The following is a 21,669-nucleotide window of genomic DNA, read 5'->3' as shown; positions in this document are numbered from 1 at the left end:
AGGGAGATCATCGACAATTCATCTCGATGGGGTGGGAGACGTTTGGCAAAAGTTTCGAGAAAAGGAGGCGGAGCATGAAACGATGGCTAATGGTTTTGGGAGTTGTTGCGGCAATCGGTTTCGGGATGACCTTTCACGGATGGGCAGCGGACATCGAATTGGCCAAGAAGTCCACATTGGAAGAAATCCTGAAACGAGGGGAGCTCCGTGTGGGATTCGAAGCGGGGTATATGCCTTTTGAGATGACCGATAAGAAAGGCAATTTTGTCGGCTTTGACATCGATATGGCGAAAGAAATGGCCAAGGCCATGGGCGTGAAATTCGTTCCAGTGAACACCGCATGGGACGGCATTATTCCCTCGTTGATTACCGGGAAATTTGACATCATCATGAGCGGCATGACCGTTACACAGGAACGGAATCTCAAAGTCAATTTTGCCGACCCCTACATCATTGTCGGGCAGACGATCCTCTTGAACAAGAAGCACGAAGGCACGGTGAAGTCCTACAAAGACCTGAACGACCCAAAATACATTGTGACGTCCAAATTGGGAACGACAGGGGAACAGGCCGTGAAACGCGTGATTCCCAAATGCACTTACAAGTCTTTCGAAACGGAAACGGAAGCTGCCCTTGAGGTCGTTAATGACAAAGCGGACGCCTTTGTTTACGATTTGCCCTTTTGTGTGGTCTTCTTGGCTCAACAGGGGGCCGGGAAATTGGTGTTTCTCGACCAGCCGTTCACTTATGAGCCTTTGGCCTGGGCCATCAACAAAGGGGATCCTGATTTTCTGAACTGGTTGAACAACTTCCTGCGCCAAGTGAAAAACGACGGCCGATACGATCAAATCTATAACAAATGGATCAAAAGCACCGATTGGATCCAAGATGTGGCACAATAAGATCGAAGGTCTTCCGGATCCGACGGTTGCAGGATAAACGGCTTTTCTGAAACCGGCCTTTTGGGTCCAGGAATGTGGGAGCTGGCGTGTCGGCCTTTAGGGTTCCGAGCCGGCACGCTCCCTCTGCTGTGCCCCCTCCCCCGTGCATGTGGGCAAGCCCTCTACGATTCCGGCGAAAGGACAATTTCGGATAAGCATTAAGGAAAGAGTCCCATGGCGAGAGCAGTGCAGCACATGACTCGAGGGGCTTACGCCTTTTGGGTCATGGTTTTCTTCATCATGATCCTCGGGGTTTTGAGCGTCCTTTATTACGCGACCCGAAAAGTGGATTATGTGTGGCGTTGGTATCGTGTGCCCCAATACTTCTACTATAAGGAGAAAGTCGAAGTTCGATCGGAGATCCAGGGGCGCGTCGAAGACATCGTCCAATCCGGAGAGAATGCGATAGTACGTGTCTCGGGGGATGGGGAAACGGCCCAATACACCATCCCGACAAAGGGGATTCGGGTGGACGCGGGGGATACCGTCTATCCCGGAGATGTCTTGGGTGTCTCTCAGCGATGGAAAGTGGGCATTCTCATGCAGGGTTTGTGGCTGACTCTCAAGGTCAGCGTGATTTCCATCCTACTGGGAATTCTCATCGGCCTCGTGGCCGGACTGGCGCGGATCTCCTCTAACCCGGCACTCAAGTGGTCGGCCGTGACCTATGTGGAGCTCATCCGGGGGTCTCCGCTCCTCGTCCAGATCTTTATCTGGTACTTCGTCCTAGGCACAGTGATCAACACCCTTTTGGCCAAGAACGGACTCGAACAGCTCCCGCCCATTTGGTATGGCGTGGCGTCTCTGGCGTTTTTTTGCGGTGCCTATGTGGCCGAGATCGTCCGCGCCGGCATTCAGTCCATTCATCGAGGACAGATGGAAGCGGCACGATCGCTGGGGATGAGTTATCCCCAAGCCATGAGGCACGTGATCTTGCCCCAAGCTCTCCGGCGGATCCTGCCTCCTCTGGCGGGACAGTTCATCAGTCTCATCAAGGATTCTTCATTGCTGGGTATCATCGCCATCCGGGAACTCACGAAAGCGACTCGTGAAGTGGTCACGACGAGCCTGCAACCCTTTGAGTTATGGTTCATGTGCGCCCTGCTGTACCTCGTGCTGACGTTCGGTCTTTCGATGTTTGTCCAGTACTTGGAAAGGAGGACGGCGGTCTCGTGATCACGGTGGATAAGGTTTCTAAAACCTTTCATGCCCCTCATGAAGTCAAGGCCTTGCAAAATGTTTCGTGCCAGGTGGCCAAAGGCGAGGTGGTGGTGATTATCGGCCCGTCGGGGTCCGGCAAGAGCACACTGCTGCGGTGCCTCAACCGCTTGGAACATGCGGACACGGGCCACATCTACATCGACGGCGTGGACATCATGGACCGCAAGACGAACATCAACAAGGTCCGAGCCGAAGTGGGCATGGTCTTTCAATCCTTCAATCTTTTTCCTCACAAAACCGTGCTGCAAAACGTGACTTTGGCCCAAATGGTGGTTCGCAAGAGGGCCGAAAAGGAGGCCGTGGAGAAAGCCATGGCCCTTTTGCACAAGGTCGGTATTCCAGACAAGGCGTCGGTGTACCCAGATCGTTTGTCCGGCGGCCAGCAACAACGGGTGGCCATTGCCAGAGCTTTGGCCATGGATCCGAAGGTCATGCTTTTTGACGAACCGACCTCGGCACTCGACCCTGAAATGATCGGCGAGGTTTTAGATGTCATGAAAACCCTTGCCCGAGAGGGCATGACCATGGTGGTGGTCACCCATGAGATGGGCTTCGCCCGGGAAGTGGCCGATCGGGTCATCTTTATGGACCAAGGCTGCATTGTGGAAGAAGGCACTCCAGAGCACTTCTTTACCAATCCAACCCACAAAAGGACCAAGCTCTTTTTGAGCCAAATTTTGTGATTTGGGGGGGAGAAACGCTATGGAAAAGCATCTCCTGATCACCGTCAGCGACGAGATGTCCCATCTGTTCGGCGTGCGATTCGTGGCAAAGTTTTTTCAGCATAAAAAGCCCTTTCGCTTGACGCTCCTTTATGTGGCCCCGACGCAGATGAGTGGGGATTGGAAAAGCGGCAGACCTTCCACAAAGGCCAAGGTCCCAGAAGAAACGCGGATTCGCGGCGAAAAAGCTTTGGAGTACAGTGCCCAACTCCTCATGGAAGCAGGGTTTTCCCAAACCCAGATCGAATCCAAACTCATTCCCAAGGAGATGGAGACGGTCAAAGAAATCGTCATGGAAGCCCGCCGTGGGCGCTACGACGCCGTGGTCTTAGGCCGACGGGGCTATGCCGCCTTTGCGGGGGTCTTTTCCACCAGTGTCAGCACAGAGGTCTTACGGCAGCCCTTGCCGTGCCCTTTGTGGATTTGTCGCAATCCGGGATTGGAAGGGGAACGTATTCTTTTATGCGTCGATGGATCCGAAGCGAGTGAGCGGATCACGGATCACGTGGGTTTCATGGTCCAAGATGAAAGCCATCAGATTTGTCTTTACCACGTCATCACCGATCAGGGCCGGCACACCCGTGAGATTTTAGACCGGGCCAAGACCGTGCTCGGTGAAAATGGGGTGGCTCCCGAACGCATTGATTGGAAAATCATGGTTTCGCAAGATGTTGCCGAAGCCATCATCGACGAGTGCCGGGAATCATCTCCATCGGTCATTGCCATGGGCCATGAAAATGACGGCGGCAAGGGCTTTTTCGGCGGGATCTTTTCCGGATCCGTCTGTTCAGGGGTGCTCAAACGGTTCGAAAACGGCGCGCTCTGGATATCGAAATAGAAAGATTGCCCGTTGCCGTGGCACAAGGGCCGTTGAACCGGCGCGGCTAGTTTCTTCAAAGAAAGGCTTTATCCCAACCGGAAGCGTGTGCGGAGTCTTCGGCTCAAGGCCCTGACTGCCTCAAAGGCATTTTCGACGGTTTGCGTTCCATCGGGGTTCACCAGGCAGCAGGTCGCCGGGGACAAAAGGCTGCGCTCGATCAGTTCCTCTTGGTCGATGCCTTTTCGGCTCAAAGAGTTCCAAAGCCCGAGCAACCGAGCCTCCAGGGAGTCTAAGGACTCGGCTTTGAAAGGTTCCACATTGGTGGGCACCATGCCCCACACCACAACACCCCCCCGCTGCAAAAACCGCCGGATGGCCTCTGCATAAGACACAAAAATCTCTCCGTTGGAATACACGTCGAGGGACAACACGTCGAGATCCAGATTGAGGAGGAAATCCCAATCTGGGTTTCCGCACAGGTGGATCCCGCGGGGTCTTTCGATCATGGCGAAAAAGGCTTCCAAATCGTTGCGGGCGGCGATGTGGTTGTAGCCGCTCAAGGCGCTGAAGATGAATTGAAGACCCGGCTCGTCCACAAACATAAAAGCGTTAGCATTCAGGGTCTTAAGCCGTCGAAGCTGCACATTGACCCGCTGGGCCATGAATTCCATAAGAAAAGGGCGGACCGAGTCATGAAACAAAATGGGGCGCTCGGATTCGTCTTGGACGTTGAAGCCGAAGCTGACAGGCCCTTCCAATTGCCCACGGATCGCGGGCCGTTCTGAAAAATCCATTTGCAAAAACCGGTGATAGACTGCCGAGTATTGCGGGCTGATATCGAACAGCAATGGATCGTCAAACCGTTGAAGAACCGCTGGGAGATCTTGGATGAACTTCTCGGTGGAGAAACGCAGTGTGCGTTGCTGCATGTCCAAGATGATCCCGGGAAAATTCTCGGAGGCCTGGACATACATGTCTTCGTAATAGCTGAGCAGGGGCAACTGCGGCCAGAACGGGATATCCAAAGATAGAGCCAGGGCGAGGGCGCGATCCACGTCGCGATGGGGCATAACCGCCATGGCAGTTGTCATGAGATTTCCAGGTATTGGCATAAAACCCTCCCGAGGGTGTCCAGGCGGTCCTGCGATGCACGGGGAAGCTCTTTTCCAGGTCAGCTGGGCGCCAGGTCAATGATTGCCCCGTCCCATCGCACTTTAAACAGGGGTTTATCGAAGGGGTCGGCAGCCCGGTCCTAGCCCGGACTGCCTCTCCTTGCCAGATCCACGTTCCTTGTTGCAGGAACAACGTTCTTTTACGCGCCCAGAATGGCCTTCAAATCTTCCTCAGGGGTGCTGATGGGCTTGATGTCGAAGTTCTGCACCAAGAACTGGAGGACGTTCGGGCTGAGGAAAGCCGGCAGCGACGGCCCGAGCCGGATGTTCTTGATGCCCAGGTGCAACAGACTGAGAAGGATGGCCACCGCTTTTTGCTCATACCAAGAGAGCACCAAGGAAAGGGGCAGTTCGTTGACACTCACATTGAAAGCTTGAGACAGCGCCAAAGCGATTTGCACCGCGGAATAGGCGTCGTTGCATTGGCCCACATCCATAAGTCGGGGCAGTCCTCCGATGGTTCCCAAGTCTTTGTCGAAGAACCGGAATTTGCCGCACGCCAGTGTGAGGACAACGCAGTCTTTAGGGACGAGTTCCACAAACTGGGTGTAATAGTTCCGGCCAGGTTTTGCCCCGTCACATCCCGCCACCAAGAAGAAGTGGCGGATGGCTCCGTTCTTGACGGCCTCAATGACCTTGTCGGCCACACCAAGCACGGCGTTTCGGGCAAACCCCACCATGACGTGGCTGCCGTTGCTATCTTCAGCAAAACCAGGGAGTTCCAAGGCCCTTTGAATGACCGGCGAAAAATCGTCCCGATTCACATGGCGCACGCCGGGCCATCCCACCACCCCGCTGGTGAAGATGTTGTCCTTGTAGCTTTCTTGGGGCTTTTGGATACAGTTGGTGGTCATGAGGATGGCCCCGGGAAAGGCGGCAAATTCTTTGGCCTGATTCTGCCAGGCGGTGCCGTAGTGGCCGTAGAGATGCTCATATTTTTTCAACCCCGGATACCCATGGCACGGGAGCATCTCCCCGTGGGTGTAGACGGTGATGCCTTGGCCCTGAGTTTGCTTGAGGAGTTCTTCCAGATCCTTCAGGTCATGACCGGAAACCAGGATGGCTTTCCCCTTTCGGTGACCCAGAGGCACTTTGGTGGGCACAGGGTGGCCGTACGTGTTTGTGTTGGCGGCATCCAAAAGTTCCATCGCGCGGATGTTTATTTCACCGACCCGCAGCACCCGCTGGACCCAATCGTTCAAACCGAGATCGGCACGGACGGTGTCCGCAAGAATCTCTTGGATGGCCCCATAGACGGTTTCGTCTTCCTGACCAAGAATGTGGGCATGATGTGCGTAGGCGGCCACGCCTCGCAGCCCGAAAATGGCCGTGTGCTTCAATGATCGGATATCCGGGTCGGTTTCCGGATCCTTGTCAAACCCTACCGCTTCTCCCTGGCGGACGAGCTCGCCCAGTGTAGCTCCCGGCTGAAAAGACGCGGGACCCTCCCCGAAATCCACCCGTCCTCCGGCCGTGTGCACTTTTCCTTTCAAAGTCTCCCGCAATCTCACGGTCTCTTGGATGAAACGGACCAGATCGTCTGGGTCGAAATTGACGTTGGTGAGAGTTGTAAAAAGGGCTTCGCAGGTGAACACGTTGGCGGTAGGATCTTGCACGCCGACCTTTCGGCCTTCTACGGCGATTTGGCTGAGACCCTTGAGGAGGTGAGTGAGGAGATCCTGAAGAGCCGCCACATCGGGCTGCTTGCCGCACACGCCCAGCTTCGTGCATGCTTGACTTTTGGCCGTTTGTTCACATTGATAGCAAAACATGGATGCCTCCTTTGTCTTTTTTTCCTGAGGTCTGCCATCGAACAGTTCCTTCTTCCATGGCCACACCTTAAAGAGCAGCGGCCCCCAAGTCCTTGACCTAGGTCAAGAAACCCTTTTTTAGAGATATTGTCCTCCCAGCTCATCAATCACCACGTCGATGGGCTTTCCGGTTTCCTGTTCCAACTCTCGGCGGGCTCTCTCCAAGCGCGAGCGGTAAGCCGGCAGGTCATCCACACCGCGGAGGGCCCCTCCGTAACGGCCCAAACGGTACAAGATGCGATCGTCTTCGGGGAGAGACAGATACTGATCGATAGTGCCCAGCATTTTGTTTTTATCTTGGGGGAACGTCCCTTCGAGGTCTTCCAGCAGGTTGCGCATGTGGTCTGAGGTGAGTGTGCTTCGGATGTTGGAGAGATTTTCGATCAGCAGCCGGATTTCTCTTACCGTGTCGTCGTCCGATAGGGGCTGGAAAGCTCCGGACTGGAGATGATCCCACAGCGGTGTGTGAGGCGGGACACGCAATGTGCGGAGCCTGATAAAATGAGGGTCAATGGCTTCGAGCACTCGAGCAGTTTCCAGGGCATGTTCCCTGGACCACCGGGCGCCTCCGAGTCCCGGCATGATGTACTCCGATAGGGTCATGCCCGCCTCTTTGACTTTAATTCCCGCCTCGATGTGTTGGGCGGCGGTGGCTCCCTTCTCCATAAATTTCAATACCGCATCGGAGCCGCTTTCCAGCCCGATATGGATCCGGTCCAACCCCGCTTCATGAATTTCCCGCAGTTCCTGCACGCTTTTTCGTGCCAAGGTGGTACTGCGCCCATAGGAGGTCACGCGCCTTATTCCAGGCACTTTCTCCTTGAGGTAGCGTAAAGCCTCCACAAGGTCGTGGGAGCGCATGACGGGGTTGTTGGCATCTTGGAGAAAAACGGTGCCGTCCCCGTGATAAAGCCAAACGGCCACATGCCGGTAGCAGCCGCTGGTGGTCGGATCTGTAAGAATTCGATTGATGACCGGTGGACTGACTGCACCCCCTTCCCCCATGGACCAGGACAAGGCTTTGACATCGTCTACAATGGCGCACACCGTGTCGATGTCTGCCTTAATCTCAGCGAGGGATCTTCGGCTGAAAGGCCGTCCTTTGTAAACGGGGCAAAAGGCGCACCGGTTCCACGGGCAATTGCGCGTCCAGCGCAGGAGCAAACTCCGCGATTCGCTGGGTGGCCGAATCGGTCCTTGTTCGAAATGAAAACGCATATGGCAACCTCCCTTTCCGCACAGGTGCCGCCGTGTGATTGTGTTTTGTGGTTCAGGTCAGTATATTTTATAAAGTCATTGAGTTTGAGGAAAAAAGGCCATTCAGGACGAGGAGTTGAGTGCATGACGGAAGAGAAGTTTACGGCTGTTTACCTCATGGTCAGGCAGAATGAACTTCGGCCTGAAGACCAAGGATCTTACGAGAAACCCCTCGCCGCTCAGCGCGAAGCCTGCCTTGCTTACATCAAGGAAAAGCTGCCGCCGGAAGAGCAGGAGCCGATCAGCGTTTACACCAGCCGGTCTCAACTTTTTATGGACATCGATCGCAAGAAGGTGAAACGTGTGGTCGTTTACGAGCTGGAACGCCTGGCGGCCGATCGGAATGAGCTGGAAGGGATTCTCTTTGAGTGCCGTTCCGCCGGGGTACCCATACTTTCCGTGCGGTAGAAACGCAAAAGGCCGGTGGGCCACCACCCACCGGCCTCCTTAATGCCGTGACTTCATGCGGTCTTGACAGTCACCTTACGTGGCTTTGCCTTGTCCACTTTAGGCAACGTCAGGGTTAAGACCCCGTCCTTCATCGCCGCTTCAATTTTATTCTGATCGATGATGCGGCCGAGTGTGAATTGTCGAAAATAATCCCCCACGCCGTACTCACGGAGCAGCATTGTTTCGCCCTCGCGCTCCAAGGTCACGGTGCCGCGGATGGTCAACTGATCATCTCGAATGTCGATGTCCACATTCTCCGGCGACACCCCAGGCATATCGGCCACTAATGTGAGAGCCTCTTCGGTCTCATAAATATCGACAGCCGGAACATAGACAGGGATATTTCGCGTGGTTTCCGCCGGCGTCTGCACTTCCTGCTTTTCTCTCACCTGAATATCTTTGTCGGCCATGATCGTCACCCCCTTGTGGCTTCAAGACGTGAAGATCTTCGATTTTACACAGTCTTGACCGTGATTTGTTTCGGACGAACCTCTTCCGCCTTGGGCAGCGTGATTTGGAGAATACCGTTCTTGAAGACTGCTTCCACCTTGTCCACGTCAATGCGCGTCGGCAAGGTCAAGCTTCGGCGGAAACGGCCGAATTCCCTTTCGCGGCGATGGAAGCTGACATTATCCCCCACCTCCGCGCTCTTCCGTTCGCCCCGAAGTGTGAGCGTATCTCCTTCCACCGAGATTTCAATGTCACTTGCCTGGATACCCGGCAGCTCCGCACGGATATAGAGATTGTCCTTATCTTCGCTGACGTTCATCAATGGGAACACCCCGAAACGCAGGGGACGGAAGCCACGAAAACCACTGAAGAGACGATCCATTTCCCGACGTAGACGATCCATTTCCCGTTCCATTTCCTCAAAAGGTCGGAAGAAATCCCCTTGGTCGGACCAGCGGATCAGTGCCATGGCGATATCCTCCTTAGTTGTTGATTTTACAACATAACTTGTTCTGTTTGTTCCGACGAAAAACTAAGTTCCCTGGATCACCCTGTCAAGGGATCCCCATGGTCGTTGACAACCCGTGGGGATTCTTTTAGGTGTCCTCCTGACACTCGATTCAAGAAAGGAGGATGAAGCCGAGTGAGAACGTTCGAAAAGGAGGATCCACGACTGGAAGGAATCGGCTGGGTTGCTGATTCGGGTCCATGTTCCGGGGCGTATATCTTAGGCGGAGGGCGTCTGCTCATTGACACGGGCAACATGCTGGGACTTGTGGATGAGATTGAGGAAATGGCCCCTTTGGAGAAACTGGAAGCCATCGCACTGACCCACACGCATTTCGATCATGTGGGGGGCATGGCAGAAATTTATCAGAGGGTTGCCCCAGACGTCTTCTTACATCCAATGGCGCGAGAATACGCACGATGGCTGCGGTCTCCGTTTCCGGAATTCTTTCAAAGCTTGCAAGACTCAGGGAAAATCCATTACGTTCAAGACGGCGGGGATATCGCAAACTTCGGACTTCAGGCTCTCCATCTGCCAGGGCATACGGCGGGAGATCTCTGTTTCTACCTCGAAGGCGCTCAGGCGCTTTTCAGCGGAGACGCCGTCCTTCCCTATCAGTTGCGCTTTGCGGCCATCCTGTCCAAGCCGGATGAAGTGTGTGGCGGCCGGATCAAGGATAAGATGGACAGTCTTCGAAGGCTTCTTCGTCTCCCCATCAAACATTTGTTTCCAGGTCATGGCGAGCCCGTGCTCCACAAGGGGGCGCACCAGATTAAAATCGCATTGCTGACCCTGTACCAAGCCCTCTACGAGGATCCACCGGAAAAGGCGTGGCTCCTGATGGCAAAAGATCTGCTCGCTGCGGACCAGCCAGAAGAAGCCCGGGAGTGCCTCAAAAAGGCGCGCAGCATCGCACCGAACTCGGAGGCCGTAAACCGGTTTGCCGAAAAGCTCCGTTAGCACGCCGGTTTAAAGCCCAAAAACCGCTGTCTTATCCACTGTGTCTTACGAATTCTTCAAGAATTCATCTCCGCGAGGGCGCAAAGCGGGTAGCGTTTAATGCACAATGCCTTAGTTGCCGGTTCCCAACAACAAGACGATCTGGGTTTTCTCTGCATCCTTACCAATGACCACGTGCAACATTTTATCGCTTTTCTTCCAATGCCCTTGCTGACCGTCTTTGTGGGTCATCTCCATCTGGGCTTCCCAGCCGGTCTTGGTCAAGCTTTCTTTATAATAAGAGTACACTTTCTCTGCGGGATCGGAGGTGGTCATGACCACGTGGGAGCCTTGCTCGGTTTTCATGGCCATTTCGACCTGGGCACCTGGATACGGGGCCACGACATTTTTGAGATCGGCGGGGTAATCCACTTGGGCCGCGGCGGGAAGGACGAGGAACAGACAGCCCAACAGCGCAAACACAGTCCAGAGCCGAGGGTTCATGCGATTCTCCTGTTTCAAGGGGTTGGGAATCCATCATGGAACTGAGGGCATCGGTCGGGCATAGCCAACACATTTTAGATTTCACATGAAACAGCGGCAATGAAAAAATGTATGAGGGAAGGCCTGATTCGTAAAACGCGGGAGGTGAGGGGGCTGGATCAATGGCGGCCGGATCATTGTGAGATTTTGGGGCGCCGAAGCGCCCCTTACCGGCCACCGAATGCCCACGACCGCGCCGCCCATGGAAGAAAGGAACATAGCTCTCCCATAGGGGCGGCACTGGTGGGGCTTGAACTATTTCCAGCCGAGGTCGAAACGATCGAGATTCATGACCTTGTGCCACGCCGCGACGAAATCCTGCACAAATTTTTCCTGTCCGTCATTGCAGGCGTAAACCTCTGCAATGGACCGAAGTTGCGCATTATGGCCGAAAATCAAATCCACCCGTGTGGCTGTCCACTTGATTGCGCCGGTGGCGCGATCCCGTCCTTCAAATACATGGGCATCTTCCGAGATGGGGTGCCATTCCGTGCCCATGTCGAGAAGATTGACGAAGAAGTCATTGGTCAAGGCCTCCGGGCGATTCGTGAAAACTCCATGGGGGGACTGCTGGTAATTGGCATTGAGGACGCGCAGGCCACCGACAAGTACCGTCATTTCCGGGGCGGTCAGTGTCAACAGCTGGGCCTTATCCACCAGGAGATGCTCGGCAGGCACACTGTATTTCGCCTTGAGATAATTTCGGAAGCCGTCATAGAGCGGCTCGAGGACGGCAAATGAGGCAACGTCGGTTTGTTCCTGCAGCGCGTCCATCCTTCCTGGGGAGAAGGGGACCGTAATTTGGAAACCGGCATTGCGGGCCGCTTGTTCCACAGCCGCGCAACCTCCAAGCACAATCAAATCGGCGAGGGAGATCTTCTTACCTCCCGTAGCGGTGGCATTGAACGCTTTCTGGATTCCTTCGAGCACGTTAAGCACTCTGGAGAGTTGCTCGGGCATGTTGACGTCCCAGTCCTTTTGCGGCGCAAGACGGATGCGCGCGCCGTTGGCTCCTCCGCGTTTGTCGGATCCGCGGAAGGTGGACGCCGATGACCATGCCGTATAGACGAGCTGGGGCAAAGAAAGACCCGATGCCAGGATCTTGGCTTTAAGGGCAGCGATGTCCTCTTGGTCAACCAGCGGGTGGTCTACCGGTGGGATGGGATCCTGCCAGATGAAGACCTCCGAGGGGACGTCAGGGCCGAGATACCGTGAGCGCGGGCCCATGTCTCGGTGGACGAGCTTGAACCACGCCTTGGCAAATGCGTCGGCAAACTCTTCCGGGTGCTCCATGAAACGCCGAGAGATCCTTTCATAAACGGGATCGTATCGCAGCGAAAGATCCGTGGTCAGCATGGTGGGTGGATGCTTCTTGTTGGGGTCATGGGCGTCGGGAACAACTGCCGGTGCTCCCTTGGCCACCCATTGGTAGGCACCCGCCGGGCTTTTGGTGAGTTCCCAATCGTATCGGAACAAGTTGAAGAAGAAATTGTTGCTCCATTTGGTCGGGGTGACGGTCCAGGTGACTTCTAAGCCGCTGCTGATGGTGTCAGGGCCTTTGCCTGTGCCAAAGGTGCTTTTCCAGCCCAAGCCCTGCTGCTCGATGGGGGCCGCCTCGGGTTCCGGCCCCAGGTGTGATGCCGGACCCGCTCCATGACACTTGCCGAAGGTATGACCGCCGGCAATGAGGGCGACCGTTTCCTCATCATTCATCCCCATGCGTGCAAAGGTTTCTCGGATGTCCTTTGCAGCGGCCACCGGGTCTGGATTCCCCCCAGGACCCTCGGGGTTGACGTAAATCAGCCCCATCTGCACCGCGGCAAGAGGATTTTCCAGGTCACCCTGGGCGGTGTGTCGCTTGTCCTGGAGCCACTGACCTTCTGAGCCCCAATAGACACTCTCATCGGGCTCAAACCAATCTTCGCGCCCTCCGGCAAACCCGATGGTTTTGGCTCCCATGGATTCCAAAGCCACGTTCCCGGCCAAGATCATTAGATCTGCCCAGGAGATCTTGCGGCCGTATTTTTGCTTGATGGGCCATAGGAGTCGCCGCGCTTTATCGAGGTTGACGTTATCCGGCCAGCTGTTGAGCGGCGCAAACCGCTGTTGGCCGGACCCGGCGCCCCCGCGACCGTCGCCGATACGGTATGTGCCGGCACTGTGCCAGGCCATTCGGATGAACAGTGGTCCGTAATGACCAAAGTCCGCCGGCCACCAGTCCTGGGAGGTGGTCATCAGTTCTCGAAGATCCTTTTTGACAGCCTGCAGGTCGAGGGACAAAAACTCCTTGGCGTAATTGAAGTCTTCGCCCATGGGATTGCTTTTCGGGCAATTCTGGTGAAGCATTTTCAAGTTAAGCTGGTTCGGCCACCAGTCTTGAATGGATTTGGTTTCGGCAAGGCTGGCGGGGGACACGGGGTTCTTAGGGCGATCGTGTTCCATGGTCGCTCCTTTCATGGATGTCTGGGGTGAGCGGGGATCAGCCCTCCCGAGAAGAACGATCCTTCTTAGGGAGATTTTCTCTTGGAAGGGCTACGGGGACACCTAGGCATCGTGCCGATCACGGCAGGTGGGGCAGATGCCGAAAAAATCAAGCCGATGAGTAACGATTGTAAATCCCGTCGTGCGGGCAATTTCCTCCGTCAAATCCGCCATGCTGACCAATTCAGGGTCTAAGATCTTCTTGCACTGAAGACACACCACATGGGGATGGGGATAAGGCTTCAAACCATCGTAGCGATTACCCATGTTCGGAAAACCCAACTCCAAAACCTCATTGAGTTCTTTAAGTAGGGACAAGGTCTTGTAAACCGTCGCGAGACTGGTGGTCGGAAACCGGCGGTGCACCTCTGTGTAGATTTCCTCGGCACTAGGATGTGTTTCCGTGGAGACTAAAACCTGGACGATGGCCAGTCGCTGCGGCGTCATGCGCAATCCGTGATCTTTAAGCTTATCGACCATATGGCGAAAACGCTGATCCGGATCAGGTGATGCGGCAACGGGAACCATGCGACGGATTCCTCAATAAAGGTCGTGAGCAGACTCTGGAAAATGGTTATTAACAAATACAAAACATTTTTAAAGAAGGAAAGTCAAGAAAAAATGATGCCTGTTGGGGTGAAGAATGGAAAAATGGTTTGCAGGCAAATAATAAGAATGCTAAGGGGAATGAGCTCTTCCCGATGAGGATGGAAAGGATGAGTCATGCTCTTCAAAGACTGCCTATGCTTCCAATTGTCCTCCCTCAGTCGATCCATGGCGCGGCATTATCGAGAGCGCATCGCCCCGTATGGATTGACCCATACCCAATTTTTTATGCTCATCGCCCTATATGAGGAAGAAGGCGCCCCGCCGAGTGCCCTTGCGGACAAAACCCATTTAGACCGGCCGACGGTCACGGGGATGATTGACCGTCTGGAAAGGGACGGATGGGTGGAAAGGCGGCCGGATCCTCACGATCGTCGCTCATTTCGCGTTTTTCTCACCTCCAAAGCTCACGAGCATCGACAGGCGCTTCTGCAGATTTACTACGACGTGAACGGGATGCTTCTGGAGAAGTTTGGCCGAGACGAGTGGGAGCGTTTCCGAGCGTTACTCGAGCGGTTTCGGGATAGCGCGGACTCACAAAGTTCTGAAGGACCGTAAAGAGGTCTGACCGGCTTTGTTCTTGAAGGGGGGGGTAGGGTCTTTCATGCGTTGGGAACACCATGGTCCCATGGCCCTTGGTGGAAAGGAGGACATCCGATGAAAATTCTTGCCATTAACGGGAGCCATCGGAAAGGACAAAACACGGCCACCCTGCTTCGATTGGTTTTGGAGGAATCGGAAAAAGGTGGTGCAGTGACGGAGTTGGTGGAACTCGTGGACTATCGGATCGACTACTGCCTGTCCTGCAATCGGTGTCTTCGAGAGGCGCGTTGTGCCATCGAAGACGACGACATGGCCCTGCTGGCCGAAAAAATGCGTTCCTCGGATGCTCTGGTTTTGGGTTCCCCTGTGTATTTCGGAAACGTCACAGGGAGACTCAAGGTTTTTATGGATCGGACACGTTGGCTGCACATGCGGGAGAACCTTTTGGCAGGCAAACTCGGGGCCGTTGTGACTCATGCGGCACTGCGTAACGGCGGCCAGGAAATGACCCAGATGATCCTCGAACGTTTTCTCATCTCCCACGGCTTCCGGCTCGTGGAGCCTCGAGAACCCGGACGACCGATCTACAACGGGGGTGTTTCGGGCACAATGTTCGGCTCCCTGGATCAGGGGCGTTTTCAATGGAAAAGTCGTGTGTTGGAGGACGAAGTTACTGTGGAAATGTGCCGGGCTCTCGGCCGAAATCTGCTTCGATACCTAGGCCGAGGCTCCCTGTAAGCTTGTGGGCGTTGGAGGCCGTTGTCATGGATACGTTATTCAATCCCTCATCGGTTGCTGTGGTTGGGGTATCCACGTCTACGGAGAATCTGGGCAAGAATATCGTCAAGAACCTCGTGTCCTTCGGGTTTAAAGGGAAAATACATCCTGTGGGGCCACGAGGCGGCACGGTGGAGGGGCTCAGCATTTGCCCCTCCGTCGGAAAAATCGGCGAGATGGTTGACATCGCCGTGATCCTGACCCCGGCACGGACTGTCCCGGAGATTGTGGCTGAGTGTGGCGAAATAGGAGTCCGGTGGGCTGTCATCCAGGCCGGTGGTTTTCGGGAGTCAGGTGCCGAAGGGATTGAGTTGGAAAATAAACTGCTCGAAGTGGCAACCCGTTACGGCATACGATTTGTTGGCCCAAATTGCCTCGGGGTGATTGACACGACCACAGGGTTTTCCGTTCCGTTCATTGCCTTGCCGACTGTGTACCGCTGCGGCCGCATGGCGATCATGGCCCAAAGCGGTGGAATGGGCTTATCTTTGGCGGAGAGACTTACCACAGCCGGGGTCGGGTTCGGCAAGTTTGTCAGTTTGGGGAACAAACTCAGCCTGGATGAAGTGGATTATTTAACCTATCTGATGAACGACTCGAAGACGGACATCATTTATTTTTATCTTGAGGATTTCAAAAGGGGGCGTGAGTTTTTCGAACTGGCCGCCTGCAGTCCCAAGCCGATCCTCCTTCACAAATCCAATACCTCAGCTCTCAGCCGCACCATAGCGCAGTCTCACACCGCCGCGCTTGCCGCCGATGATCGTCTGGTAGACCATTTGGCGCAGGAGGCCGGGGTTGTCCGGGTTCGGTCTGTGTCAGAGGCCGTTAAACTGGCCAAAGGATTTTCCTTACCGCCGCTGCGCGGACGCAGGTTGGCCGTGCTTTCGCGATCCGGAGGACACGCTGTGGTGGCAGCCGACACGTGCGGGGAATTCGGCTTCGAATTTCCTCCTTTGGGTGAGAACGTGCTGGAAACCATTCGACAGCACGGCCGCGCTGGTGTGATCCGCCTGGGAAATCCTTTAGACCTTGGAGATATCTACAACCTTGATGTCTACTCCGGCGTGGTGGAACGGGTCCTGGAACAGTCGGGCATTGACGGTGTCGTCCATATCCATGTGTCCCATATGCGCGTTGAAAAGGACGCTACCCGTAGATTGCTGGGCGAGCTCAAACGCTTGACAGAGGCTTTCGGGAAACCCGTTGCCGTCGTCGTGGAGGTTCCCTTGAGCGATCGTGTGGACTTGGAGAAAGAGGCTTCTTTCCCGTTTTTCATGGATGTTCGGGAAGCCGTTGAGGCTTTGGGCCTCCAAGTCGCTTATTTTTCTCGCCCACCGAAGGTCTCGACATCCGGGGCGCTGAAGGAAAGCCGACCGACATGGTTGGAGTCCGCTGATGCGTGGGTTCGGGCACGGGAAGGCGACGGGCGCCAGCCCGCGATTCACGAATGCTTGGAACTTCTTGAGATTCTTGGTGTTCCGACGGCTCCTTGGCGGGTGGTGGGTTCTTTACCCGAGGCACACGATATTGCCCGGGCTATGGGCTATCCCGTCGTTTTGAAAGCCGTGGCGAGTTCTCTTTCGCATAAGAGCGACAGAGGGGGAGTGGTTCTGGGCATCGAGGATGCGTCGGCCTTGGATCGAGCATGGCAGATCATCATCGGACGGGGTTTTAAACTGGAAGGCGTGGTGGTGCAGCAGATGATCAAAGGAAGCCGGGAGATGATCGTGGGGGCCTACCGGGATTCCATCTTTGGACCAGTGGGCCTGGTGGGGATGGGAGGTGTGCTCGTCGAGCTCCTCCGGGATGTTTCCTTCCGCTTGGCGCCTCTCGCCTCCCAGGAAGCTCTCGAGATGATTCGCGCTTTGCGGTGCGGGGCCGTGTTCGGGGCGTATCGAGGCATGGAGCCGGTTGATTTGGCAGGCGCCGCGGAGGTGCTATCTCGTCTTTCCTTGTTCGTTCATCATTTCCCAGTGGTTCACGAAGTGGACATCAACCCGATTCTGTTCGCCGATCACGGGGGAAAGGGCGTGGCTGTGGATGGGCGCATCCTTCTCGCCCACGCGTAGGTGCCCGACGTTGCCGTCGAGGTCATATTTGGGAAAAAGAGACAAGGAGATGCAATAAGGGATGTCAACCCTGAAGCGACATCACCTATGTGGGCTGACTCCTGTGCTGGCGAATGCCCGCGCCTGCGAGCCGCCGGCCCATCGCGGCACGGATCGTCTCGTCGTGCTCGCCCGCGTCAAGGGTGCGCTCGCTGCGCTCGCCGGCTTTGCCGCCCTTGACACGATCTGTGCGCGACGAGCCGCCATTACCGTGGGCGATGGGCATACGGGTGCCTCCGGCGGGGGCTCCGGGCTCCAGGTTGCCTCGCCACTGTTAGGGTGCTATCCTAGAAAAGCGGGCGGTCCGGGACCTCGAGTACGCCTGCGGGCCTTTACGGCGCGTCAGGATTTCTCCAATGGGGCATGGAGCGCCCGCAACCTGTTTCTACGCGGCCTTGACCATGGCGGCGGCTTTGCGCATGCCGCGCATCGCCTTGTGGGCCGACCACGGCTCGTTGCGTACCAGCAATGTGAACACCAGCTCCGCCAGCTTGCGCGCGATGGCACCCCCGGCGGCCTTCTTGGTCTTGCCGCGGGCCCGCAACCGCTCGTAGAAGCTTCCGATGACCGGGTTGTACTGCCGGGCGGCCGCCGAGGCCACCAGCAGCGTCATCTTCAGCATCCGGTTGCCCTTGTACGTCATGCGATAGCGGCGCTTCGCCTCGCCGCTCTCCCACACAATCGGGTACAGACCGCAGTAGCCCACGAAGTCGCTCTTCGTCTCAAAGCGTGCGATGTCGCCCACCTCGGCGAGAATCGCCGCCGCCGACACCGCGCCGATCCCCGGGATGGACGTCAGCACCTGGTCGGGAAAGACCCGCTCGAGCAGTTCGGAAATGGCACCATCAATCTCCACGAGCAGGGCATCCAGGTCGAGAATCCGCCGCGCCGTCATCTCCACGAGCATACGCGTGACCTTGGCAAGCTCAGCACAGGGTGCCTCTGCCGCCAGGGCGTGGAGCTTTTCAGCGAAGGCCGTGCCCACGCGGTGCCTGGGGCCGTAGCGCATCGCGGCCAGATCCTCGACGCTGCGCTCGATCAACAGGTGCGGCGAGCCAAACTCGGCAAGCACGACCAGCAGGCGCTTGGAAAACGTCTGGATGCCCAGCACCTTCCGGTAGCCCGGCAGGTGGTAGCGCAGCAGCTTGTGGAGCCGGTTCTTGTGGTCGGTGCGCTCTTCGACGAGACGACGCCGCGTCCGCGTGGCCTCCTTGAGCTCCTCGAACAGCTCGGGCTGGACGGCCTGCGCCCTGGGCTGCATCCGCAGCAGGAACAGCGCGATGAGATGACTGTCCAGGCGGTCGGTCTTGGCGTCCTTGAGCAGTGCCTTGCCGAAGTGCTTGACCGCCCGCGGGTTCAGCACGTGCACCTCGACCTGCCGCCGCTTCTCGCCACGCAGGGCCTGCTCCAAGCGCTTGTGCATGTTCGAGGTGGACTCCATACCGCAGACCACCTGCGCCTTCGGGCCGACCAGAGCACTGGCCGACACGATGGCAGCCCGCAGCTCTGTCCAGCCCTGCTGATCGTTCACGTAGGTCGAAGGTTGGCGCACTGTGCGCCCCTCACTGTCGACAAAGGAGGCGTCGATCTTCGCGTTCGATACGTCCAGACCCACGCACAGTTTGTCTCCATTCATCGCATACCTCCATGTGCAAACTGTTACCACCGGCGAGGGAAATCCCCCAACGCGCCAGCCCCGCTTCGCCTCCTGAATTGCGCGGTCGTGCCGCAGGTTGCAATCAAAGCTCCGGGCCGGGCGCCGAGGGGTCAGTCTCCTTGTCGCGCTCGTAGCGCACGGACCATGACGACCTGGTTCCCGACGCCGTGGCCCGGACAACTTAACCAACCACAAACCGCCTGGTCCACACGTCCGAGCGACCCACACTACTTATAGGAGAAGGCCATGCATCGTGAGCGTCAGGACCAGAGTGAAGTGTTCGAGGCCATGTTTCATCCGCGGGCGGTGGCAGTTGTCGGTGCGTCAACCCACGTGGGCAAGGTGGGGAATTTCGTTCTGCGCTCGGCTTTGGCATCTCAAGCGGAGAAGGTTTATCCTGTCCATGCTGGAGGGGCGCAAGAGATTTTGGGCGTAAAAGCCTACCCTTCGATTGCGGCGATTCCGGATGATCATGTGGATCTTTTTCTTTTCGCCATTCCCCATGAACACATCCTGCCAAACTTTGAGGCCGCCATTCATAAGGGATGCCGGGGAGCGGTCATCTTCACGGCGGGTTTTCGTGAAGCGGGAGAGGATGGGCTGCAAAAGCAATTGGCATTGCGCCGCATGGCCGATGAGGCCAATGTGAAAATCATCGGGCCCAATACCATGGGGTTTTATCGTGCCCACAGCCGGATGAACGCCACATTCATGCCGGTGCTTTCTGACTTTTTTCAAAAGAAAGGAAAAATCACCGTCATCAGCCAAAGTGGGGGGGTGGCAGGGTTTGCGGCCATTCGGTTCCTTGAGGATCACATCCCCATCGGGACGCTGGTTTGCCTGGGCAATCGGGCCAATGTGGAATTTGCCGACATGTTGGACTTTTGTGCGCAAGACGCCGAAACGTCCGTGGTCGCCCTCTTTATCGAGGGGTTGGACGATGTGCGACGTTTTTATGAGTCGGCGGTGCGTTGTGCGTCCCGAAAGCCAGTGGTGGTCCTTGGAGCAGGTTACACGGCGGCAGGGAGTCAAGTTGCCCGATCTCACACGGGAAGCATGGCCCAGTCCGAAGCGATCTATGAAGCCACCTTCCGCCAGGCCGGCCTGGTTCAGGTGCGCACGGTGGAAGAACTGGTGGACACAGCCAAAATCTTGGATCTTGCGCCCCCACCGCGGGGCAACAGGGTTGCCATGATTACCCATACGGCCGGCCCCGCGGTGCTGGCGTCCGACGTGATTTCGCGGAAAGGTCTTGTCCTTGGGGATTTGAGTGAAAAGACCAAAAAAGCATTGGTTTCACGGAACATGCTCGCGCCTTTCATGCCCCCGGGCAACCCCGTGGATCTCACCACATTCGGCTACCTAGACCGACGCCTCTACGTGGATGTCTTGGAGCTTTTGGGGGCGGATCCTGGAGTGGATGCCGTTCTGGCCATTTGCATCTCGGGATTGGGAGATCCCGGAGTGGTTCCCTTTCCCGTCGAAGCTTTCGGACGAAAAGCCAGAGAGTCAGGAAAGCCGGCCGTTTTTGTCTGGGGGGCTCCGTCCGGGGCGAAAGAAGAGTTTCAAGCGTGGATGCAGGCCGGTATTGCGGCGTATCCCACGGCGGAGCGGGCGGCGGCCGCCTTGGCCAATCTCTATGCGGCGAGCCGACACGTGGCCGAGGTCCCTTTGTCGGACGCGTCGGAAAGGTTTTCCAGAGAATTGAATGCGTTGGTGGATGATCTCCGAGCCTCCGGCGCGCCAATGGTTTTGGAAGCCGAGGCCAAACGTGTCCTGGAGGGGGCGGGGCTTAGGACGGCCCGCACTTTTGTGGCCAAGGACGAGGAAGAGGCGGTCGCCGCGGCCCGAACGCTGGGCTTTCCCGTGGCGATGAAGATCGCCTCTCCGGATATCGTGCACAAGAGCGACGTGGGCGGAGTAAAGCTGGGTATCGGAGACGAGGCAAGTCTGAGAAGGGCCTTTCGGGACATGATGGAACAGGTCCGGAGCGCATGTCCCGGCGCGCGCATCCTCGGCACGGCCGTTCAGCCCATGGTGCCGGAAGGCACCGAGGTCATTGTGGGCGGTTACAGGGATATCCAGGCTGGTCCCGTGGTCATGTTCGGTTTGGGTGGGATCTGGGTGGAAGCTCTTAAGGACGTCGCCTTCCGGTTAGCTCCCGTGTCGGAAACGGAGGCCCGCCGGATGATCGAAGAAATTCGCGGTGCAAAAGTCTTGGATGGGATTCGTGGCAAATCCCCCGTCAACAAAGAGGCATTGGTGTCTCTGATTTGTACCTTGGGCCGGCTCATGGATCAGCTCCCCATTCAGGAAATCGACTGTAACCCGGTCATCTTCCATGGAGACACCTACACCATCGCGGATGCCCGCATGAGTTGGCTTGAGGATAAACGTGACAGCCGAGAGTGATCGGGACGGCGACGGCGCGAGACCTTCTGGGCGTCCTGGGGGAAACAGCCTTTCTGTTCGGATTGCTTTGTCCGCTCGACACGTCAGCAGCGAGTCCTTCTCCTGGTCGGGACCGTTCTCCAGCCGAAAGAACGGGGGGACGAAGGCCTTCGAAGCGTTCCCGAGGGACCACAGCCTGAGGAAACGCATGGGGAAGATCGAGCCGAAGCTCACGACTTGGAGAACGATATTCAGGTTCAAATCACTGG

The 21,669-nt window shown here is 56.5% G+C and carries 19 protein-coding genes; 10 read left to right on the top strand and 9 right to left on the bottom strand.

What is annotated here, in order from left to right; all coding sequences use genetic code 11:
* Window positions 1-89: 89 nt before the first annotated feature.
* The 4 genes from ACZ5K9_RS06645 to ACZ5K9_RS06630 all read left to right on the top strand — a co-directional run bounded on the left by ACZ5K9_RS06645 (window position 90) and on the right by ACZ5K9_RS06630 (window position 3,722).
* The gene (locus ACZ5K9_RS06645; protein WP_464273935.1) at window positions 90-902 is read left to right on the top strand and encodes a transporter substrate-binding domain-containing protein; all 813 of its coding nucleotides are present in this window, start codon (window positions 90-92) and stop codon (window positions 900-902) included.
* A 213-nt stretch (window positions 903-1,115) separates the two neighbouring features.
* On the top strand, window positions 1,116-2,117 hold the full coding sequence (locus tag ACZ5K9_RS06640) for an amino acid ABC transporter permease (RefSeq protein ID WP_464273644.1): 1,002 nt from the start codon (window positions 1,116-1,118) through the stop codon (window positions 2,115-2,117).
* Entirely contained in the window at window positions 2,114-2,845 is a 732-nt protein-coding gene (locus ACZ5K9_RS06635) for an amino acid ABC transporter ATP-binding protein (RefSeq protein ID WP_464273643.1), read from the top strand. The genes ACZ5K9_RS06640 and ACZ5K9_RS06635 overlap by 4 nt, the downstream gene beginning before the upstream one ends.
* 19 nt (window positions 2,846-2,864) lie before the next feature.
* The gene (locus ACZ5K9_RS06630; protein WP_464273642.1) at window positions 2,865-3,722 is read left to right on the top strand and encodes a universal stress protein; all 858 of its coding nucleotides are present in this window, start codon (window positions 2,865-2,867) and stop codon (window positions 3,720-3,722) included.
* Between the two features lie 68 nt (window positions 3,723-3,790).
* Here ACZ5K9_RS06630 and ACZ5K9_RS06625 read toward each other — a convergent pair whose 3' ends face one another.
* From ACZ5K9_RS06625 to ACZ5K9_RS06615, 3 genes are all read right to left on the bottom strand, one after another.
* Window positions 3,791-4,816, bottom strand: coding sequence for a uroporphyrinogen decarboxylase/cobalamine-independent methonine synthase family protein (locus ACZ5K9_RS06625; RefSeq protein WP_464273641.1), 1,026 nt, complete (start codon window positions 4,814-4,816; stop codon window positions 3,791-3,793).
* Window positions 4,817-5,016: 200 nt separating this feature from the next.
* Complete coding sequence (hcp, locus tag ACZ5K9_RS06620) at window positions 5,017-6,648, bottom strand: hydroxylamine reductase (RefSeq protein ID WP_464273640.1); 1,632 nt, start codon at window positions 6,646-6,648, stop codon at window positions 5,017-5,019.
* 117 nt (window positions 6,649-6,765) lie between these two features.
* The gene (locus ACZ5K9_RS06615; protein WP_464273639.1) at window positions 6,766-7,905 is read right to left on the bottom strand and encodes a radical SAM protein; all 1,140 of its coding nucleotides are present in this window, start codon (window positions 7,903-7,905) and stop codon (window positions 6,766-6,768) included.
* 123 nt (window positions 7,906-8,028) lie between these two features.
* Here ACZ5K9_RS06615 and ACZ5K9_RS06610 point away from each other — a divergent pair, with 123 nt between their 5' ends.
* Window positions 8,029-8,352 carry a recombinase family protein gene (locus ACZ5K9_RS06610; protein ID WP_464273638.1) on the top strand — a complete coding sequence of 108 codons (324 nt, stop codon included), beginning with the start codon at window positions 8,029-8,031 and terminating at the stop codon, window positions 8,350-8,352.
* Between the two features lie 53 nt (window positions 8,353-8,405).
* Here ACZ5K9_RS06610 and ACZ5K9_RS06605 read toward each other — a convergent pair whose 3' ends face one another.
* A complete protein-coding gene (locus tag ACZ5K9_RS06605) occupies window positions 8,406-8,804 on the bottom strand; it encodes an Hsp20/alpha crystallin family protein (protein ID WP_464273637.1) in 399 nt (132 codons plus the stop codon).
* A 44-nt stretch (window positions 8,805-8,848) separates the two neighbouring features.
* Entirely contained in the window at window positions 8,849-9,313 is a 465-nt protein-coding gene (locus ACZ5K9_RS06600; protein ID WP_464273636.1) for an Hsp20/alpha crystallin family protein, read from the bottom strand.
* Window positions 9,314-9,487: 174 nt separating this feature from the next.
* Here ACZ5K9_RS06600 and ACZ5K9_RS06595 point away from each other — a divergent pair, with 174 nt between their 5' ends.
* Window positions 9,488-10,312, top strand: coding sequence for an MBL fold metallo-hydrolase (locus tag ACZ5K9_RS06595; RefSeq protein ID WP_464273635.1), 825 nt, complete (start codon window positions 9,488-9,490; stop codon window positions 10,310-10,312).
* Window positions 10,313-10,423: 111 nt separating this feature from the next.
* Here the strand turns inward: ACZ5K9_RS06595 and ACZ5K9_RS06590 are convergent, their stop codons facing one another.
* The 3 genes from ACZ5K9_RS06590 to ACZ5K9_RS06580 form a co-directional block, all read right to left on the bottom strand.
* On the bottom strand, window positions 10,424-10,795 hold the full coding sequence (locus ACZ5K9_RS06590; RefSeq protein ID WP_464273634.1) for a hypothetical protein: 372 nt from the start codon (window positions 10,793-10,795) through the stop codon (window positions 10,424-10,426).
* A gap of 294 nt (window positions 10,796-11,089) precedes the next feature.
* Complete coding sequence (gene katG / locus ACZ5K9_RS06585) at window positions 11,090-13,276, bottom strand: catalase/peroxidase HPI (RefSeq protein ID WP_464273633.1); 2,187 nt, start codon at window positions 13,274-13,276, stop codon at window positions 11,090-11,092.
* A gap of 102 nt (window positions 13,277-13,378) precedes the next feature.
* Entirely contained in the window at window positions 13,379-13,843 is a 465-nt protein-coding gene (locus ACZ5K9_RS06580) for a Fur family transcriptional regulator (protein WP_464273632.1), read from the bottom strand.
* Window positions 13,844-14,038: 195 nt separating this feature from the next.
* Between ACZ5K9_RS06580 and ACZ5K9_RS06575 the strand changes: the two genes are divergently transcribed.
* From ACZ5K9_RS06575 to ACZ5K9_RS06565, 3 genes are all read left to right on the top strand, one after another.
* Entirely contained in the window at window positions 14,039-14,479 is a 441-nt protein-coding gene (locus tag ACZ5K9_RS06575; protein WP_464273631.1) for a MarR family winged helix-turn-helix transcriptional regulator, read from the top strand.
* Window positions 14,480-14,578: 99 nt separating this feature from the next.
* Complete coding sequence (locus ACZ5K9_RS06570; RefSeq protein ID WP_464273630.1) at window positions 14,579-15,202, top strand: flavodoxin family protein; 624 nt, start codon at window positions 14,579-14,581, stop codon at window positions 15,200-15,202.
* A gap of 26 nt (window positions 15,203-15,228) precedes the next feature.
* Complete coding sequence (locus ACZ5K9_RS06565) at window positions 15,229-17,313, top strand: acetate--CoA ligase family protein (protein WP_464273629.1); 2,085 nt, start codon at window positions 15,229-15,231, stop codon at window positions 17,311-17,313.
* Window positions 17,314-17,737: 424 nt separating this feature from the next.
* Here ACZ5K9_RS06565 and ACZ5K9_RS06560 read toward each other — a convergent pair whose 3' ends face one another.
* Entirely contained in the window at window positions 17,738-18,988 is a 1,251-nt protein-coding gene (locus ACZ5K9_RS06560) for an IS110 family RNA-guided transposase (protein WP_464271789.1), read from the bottom strand.
* A 267-nt stretch (window positions 18,989-19,255) separates the two neighbouring features.
* Between ACZ5K9_RS06560 and ACZ5K9_RS06555 the strand changes: the two genes are divergently transcribed.
* Window positions 19,256-21,421 (top strand): acetate--CoA ligase family protein, encoded by a 2,166-nt coding sequence (locus ACZ5K9_RS06555; RefSeq protein WP_464273628.1) that lies wholly within the window; start codon window positions 19,256-19,258, stop codon window positions 21,419-21,421.
* The last annotated feature ends 248 nt before the right edge of the window (window positions 21,422-21,669 follow it).

The organism is Desulfosoma profundi, from assembly GCF_055387865.1.
The sequence above is the reverse complement of the archived record's forward strand: the minus strand, read 5'-3'. Positions and strand labels throughout refer to the sequence as shown.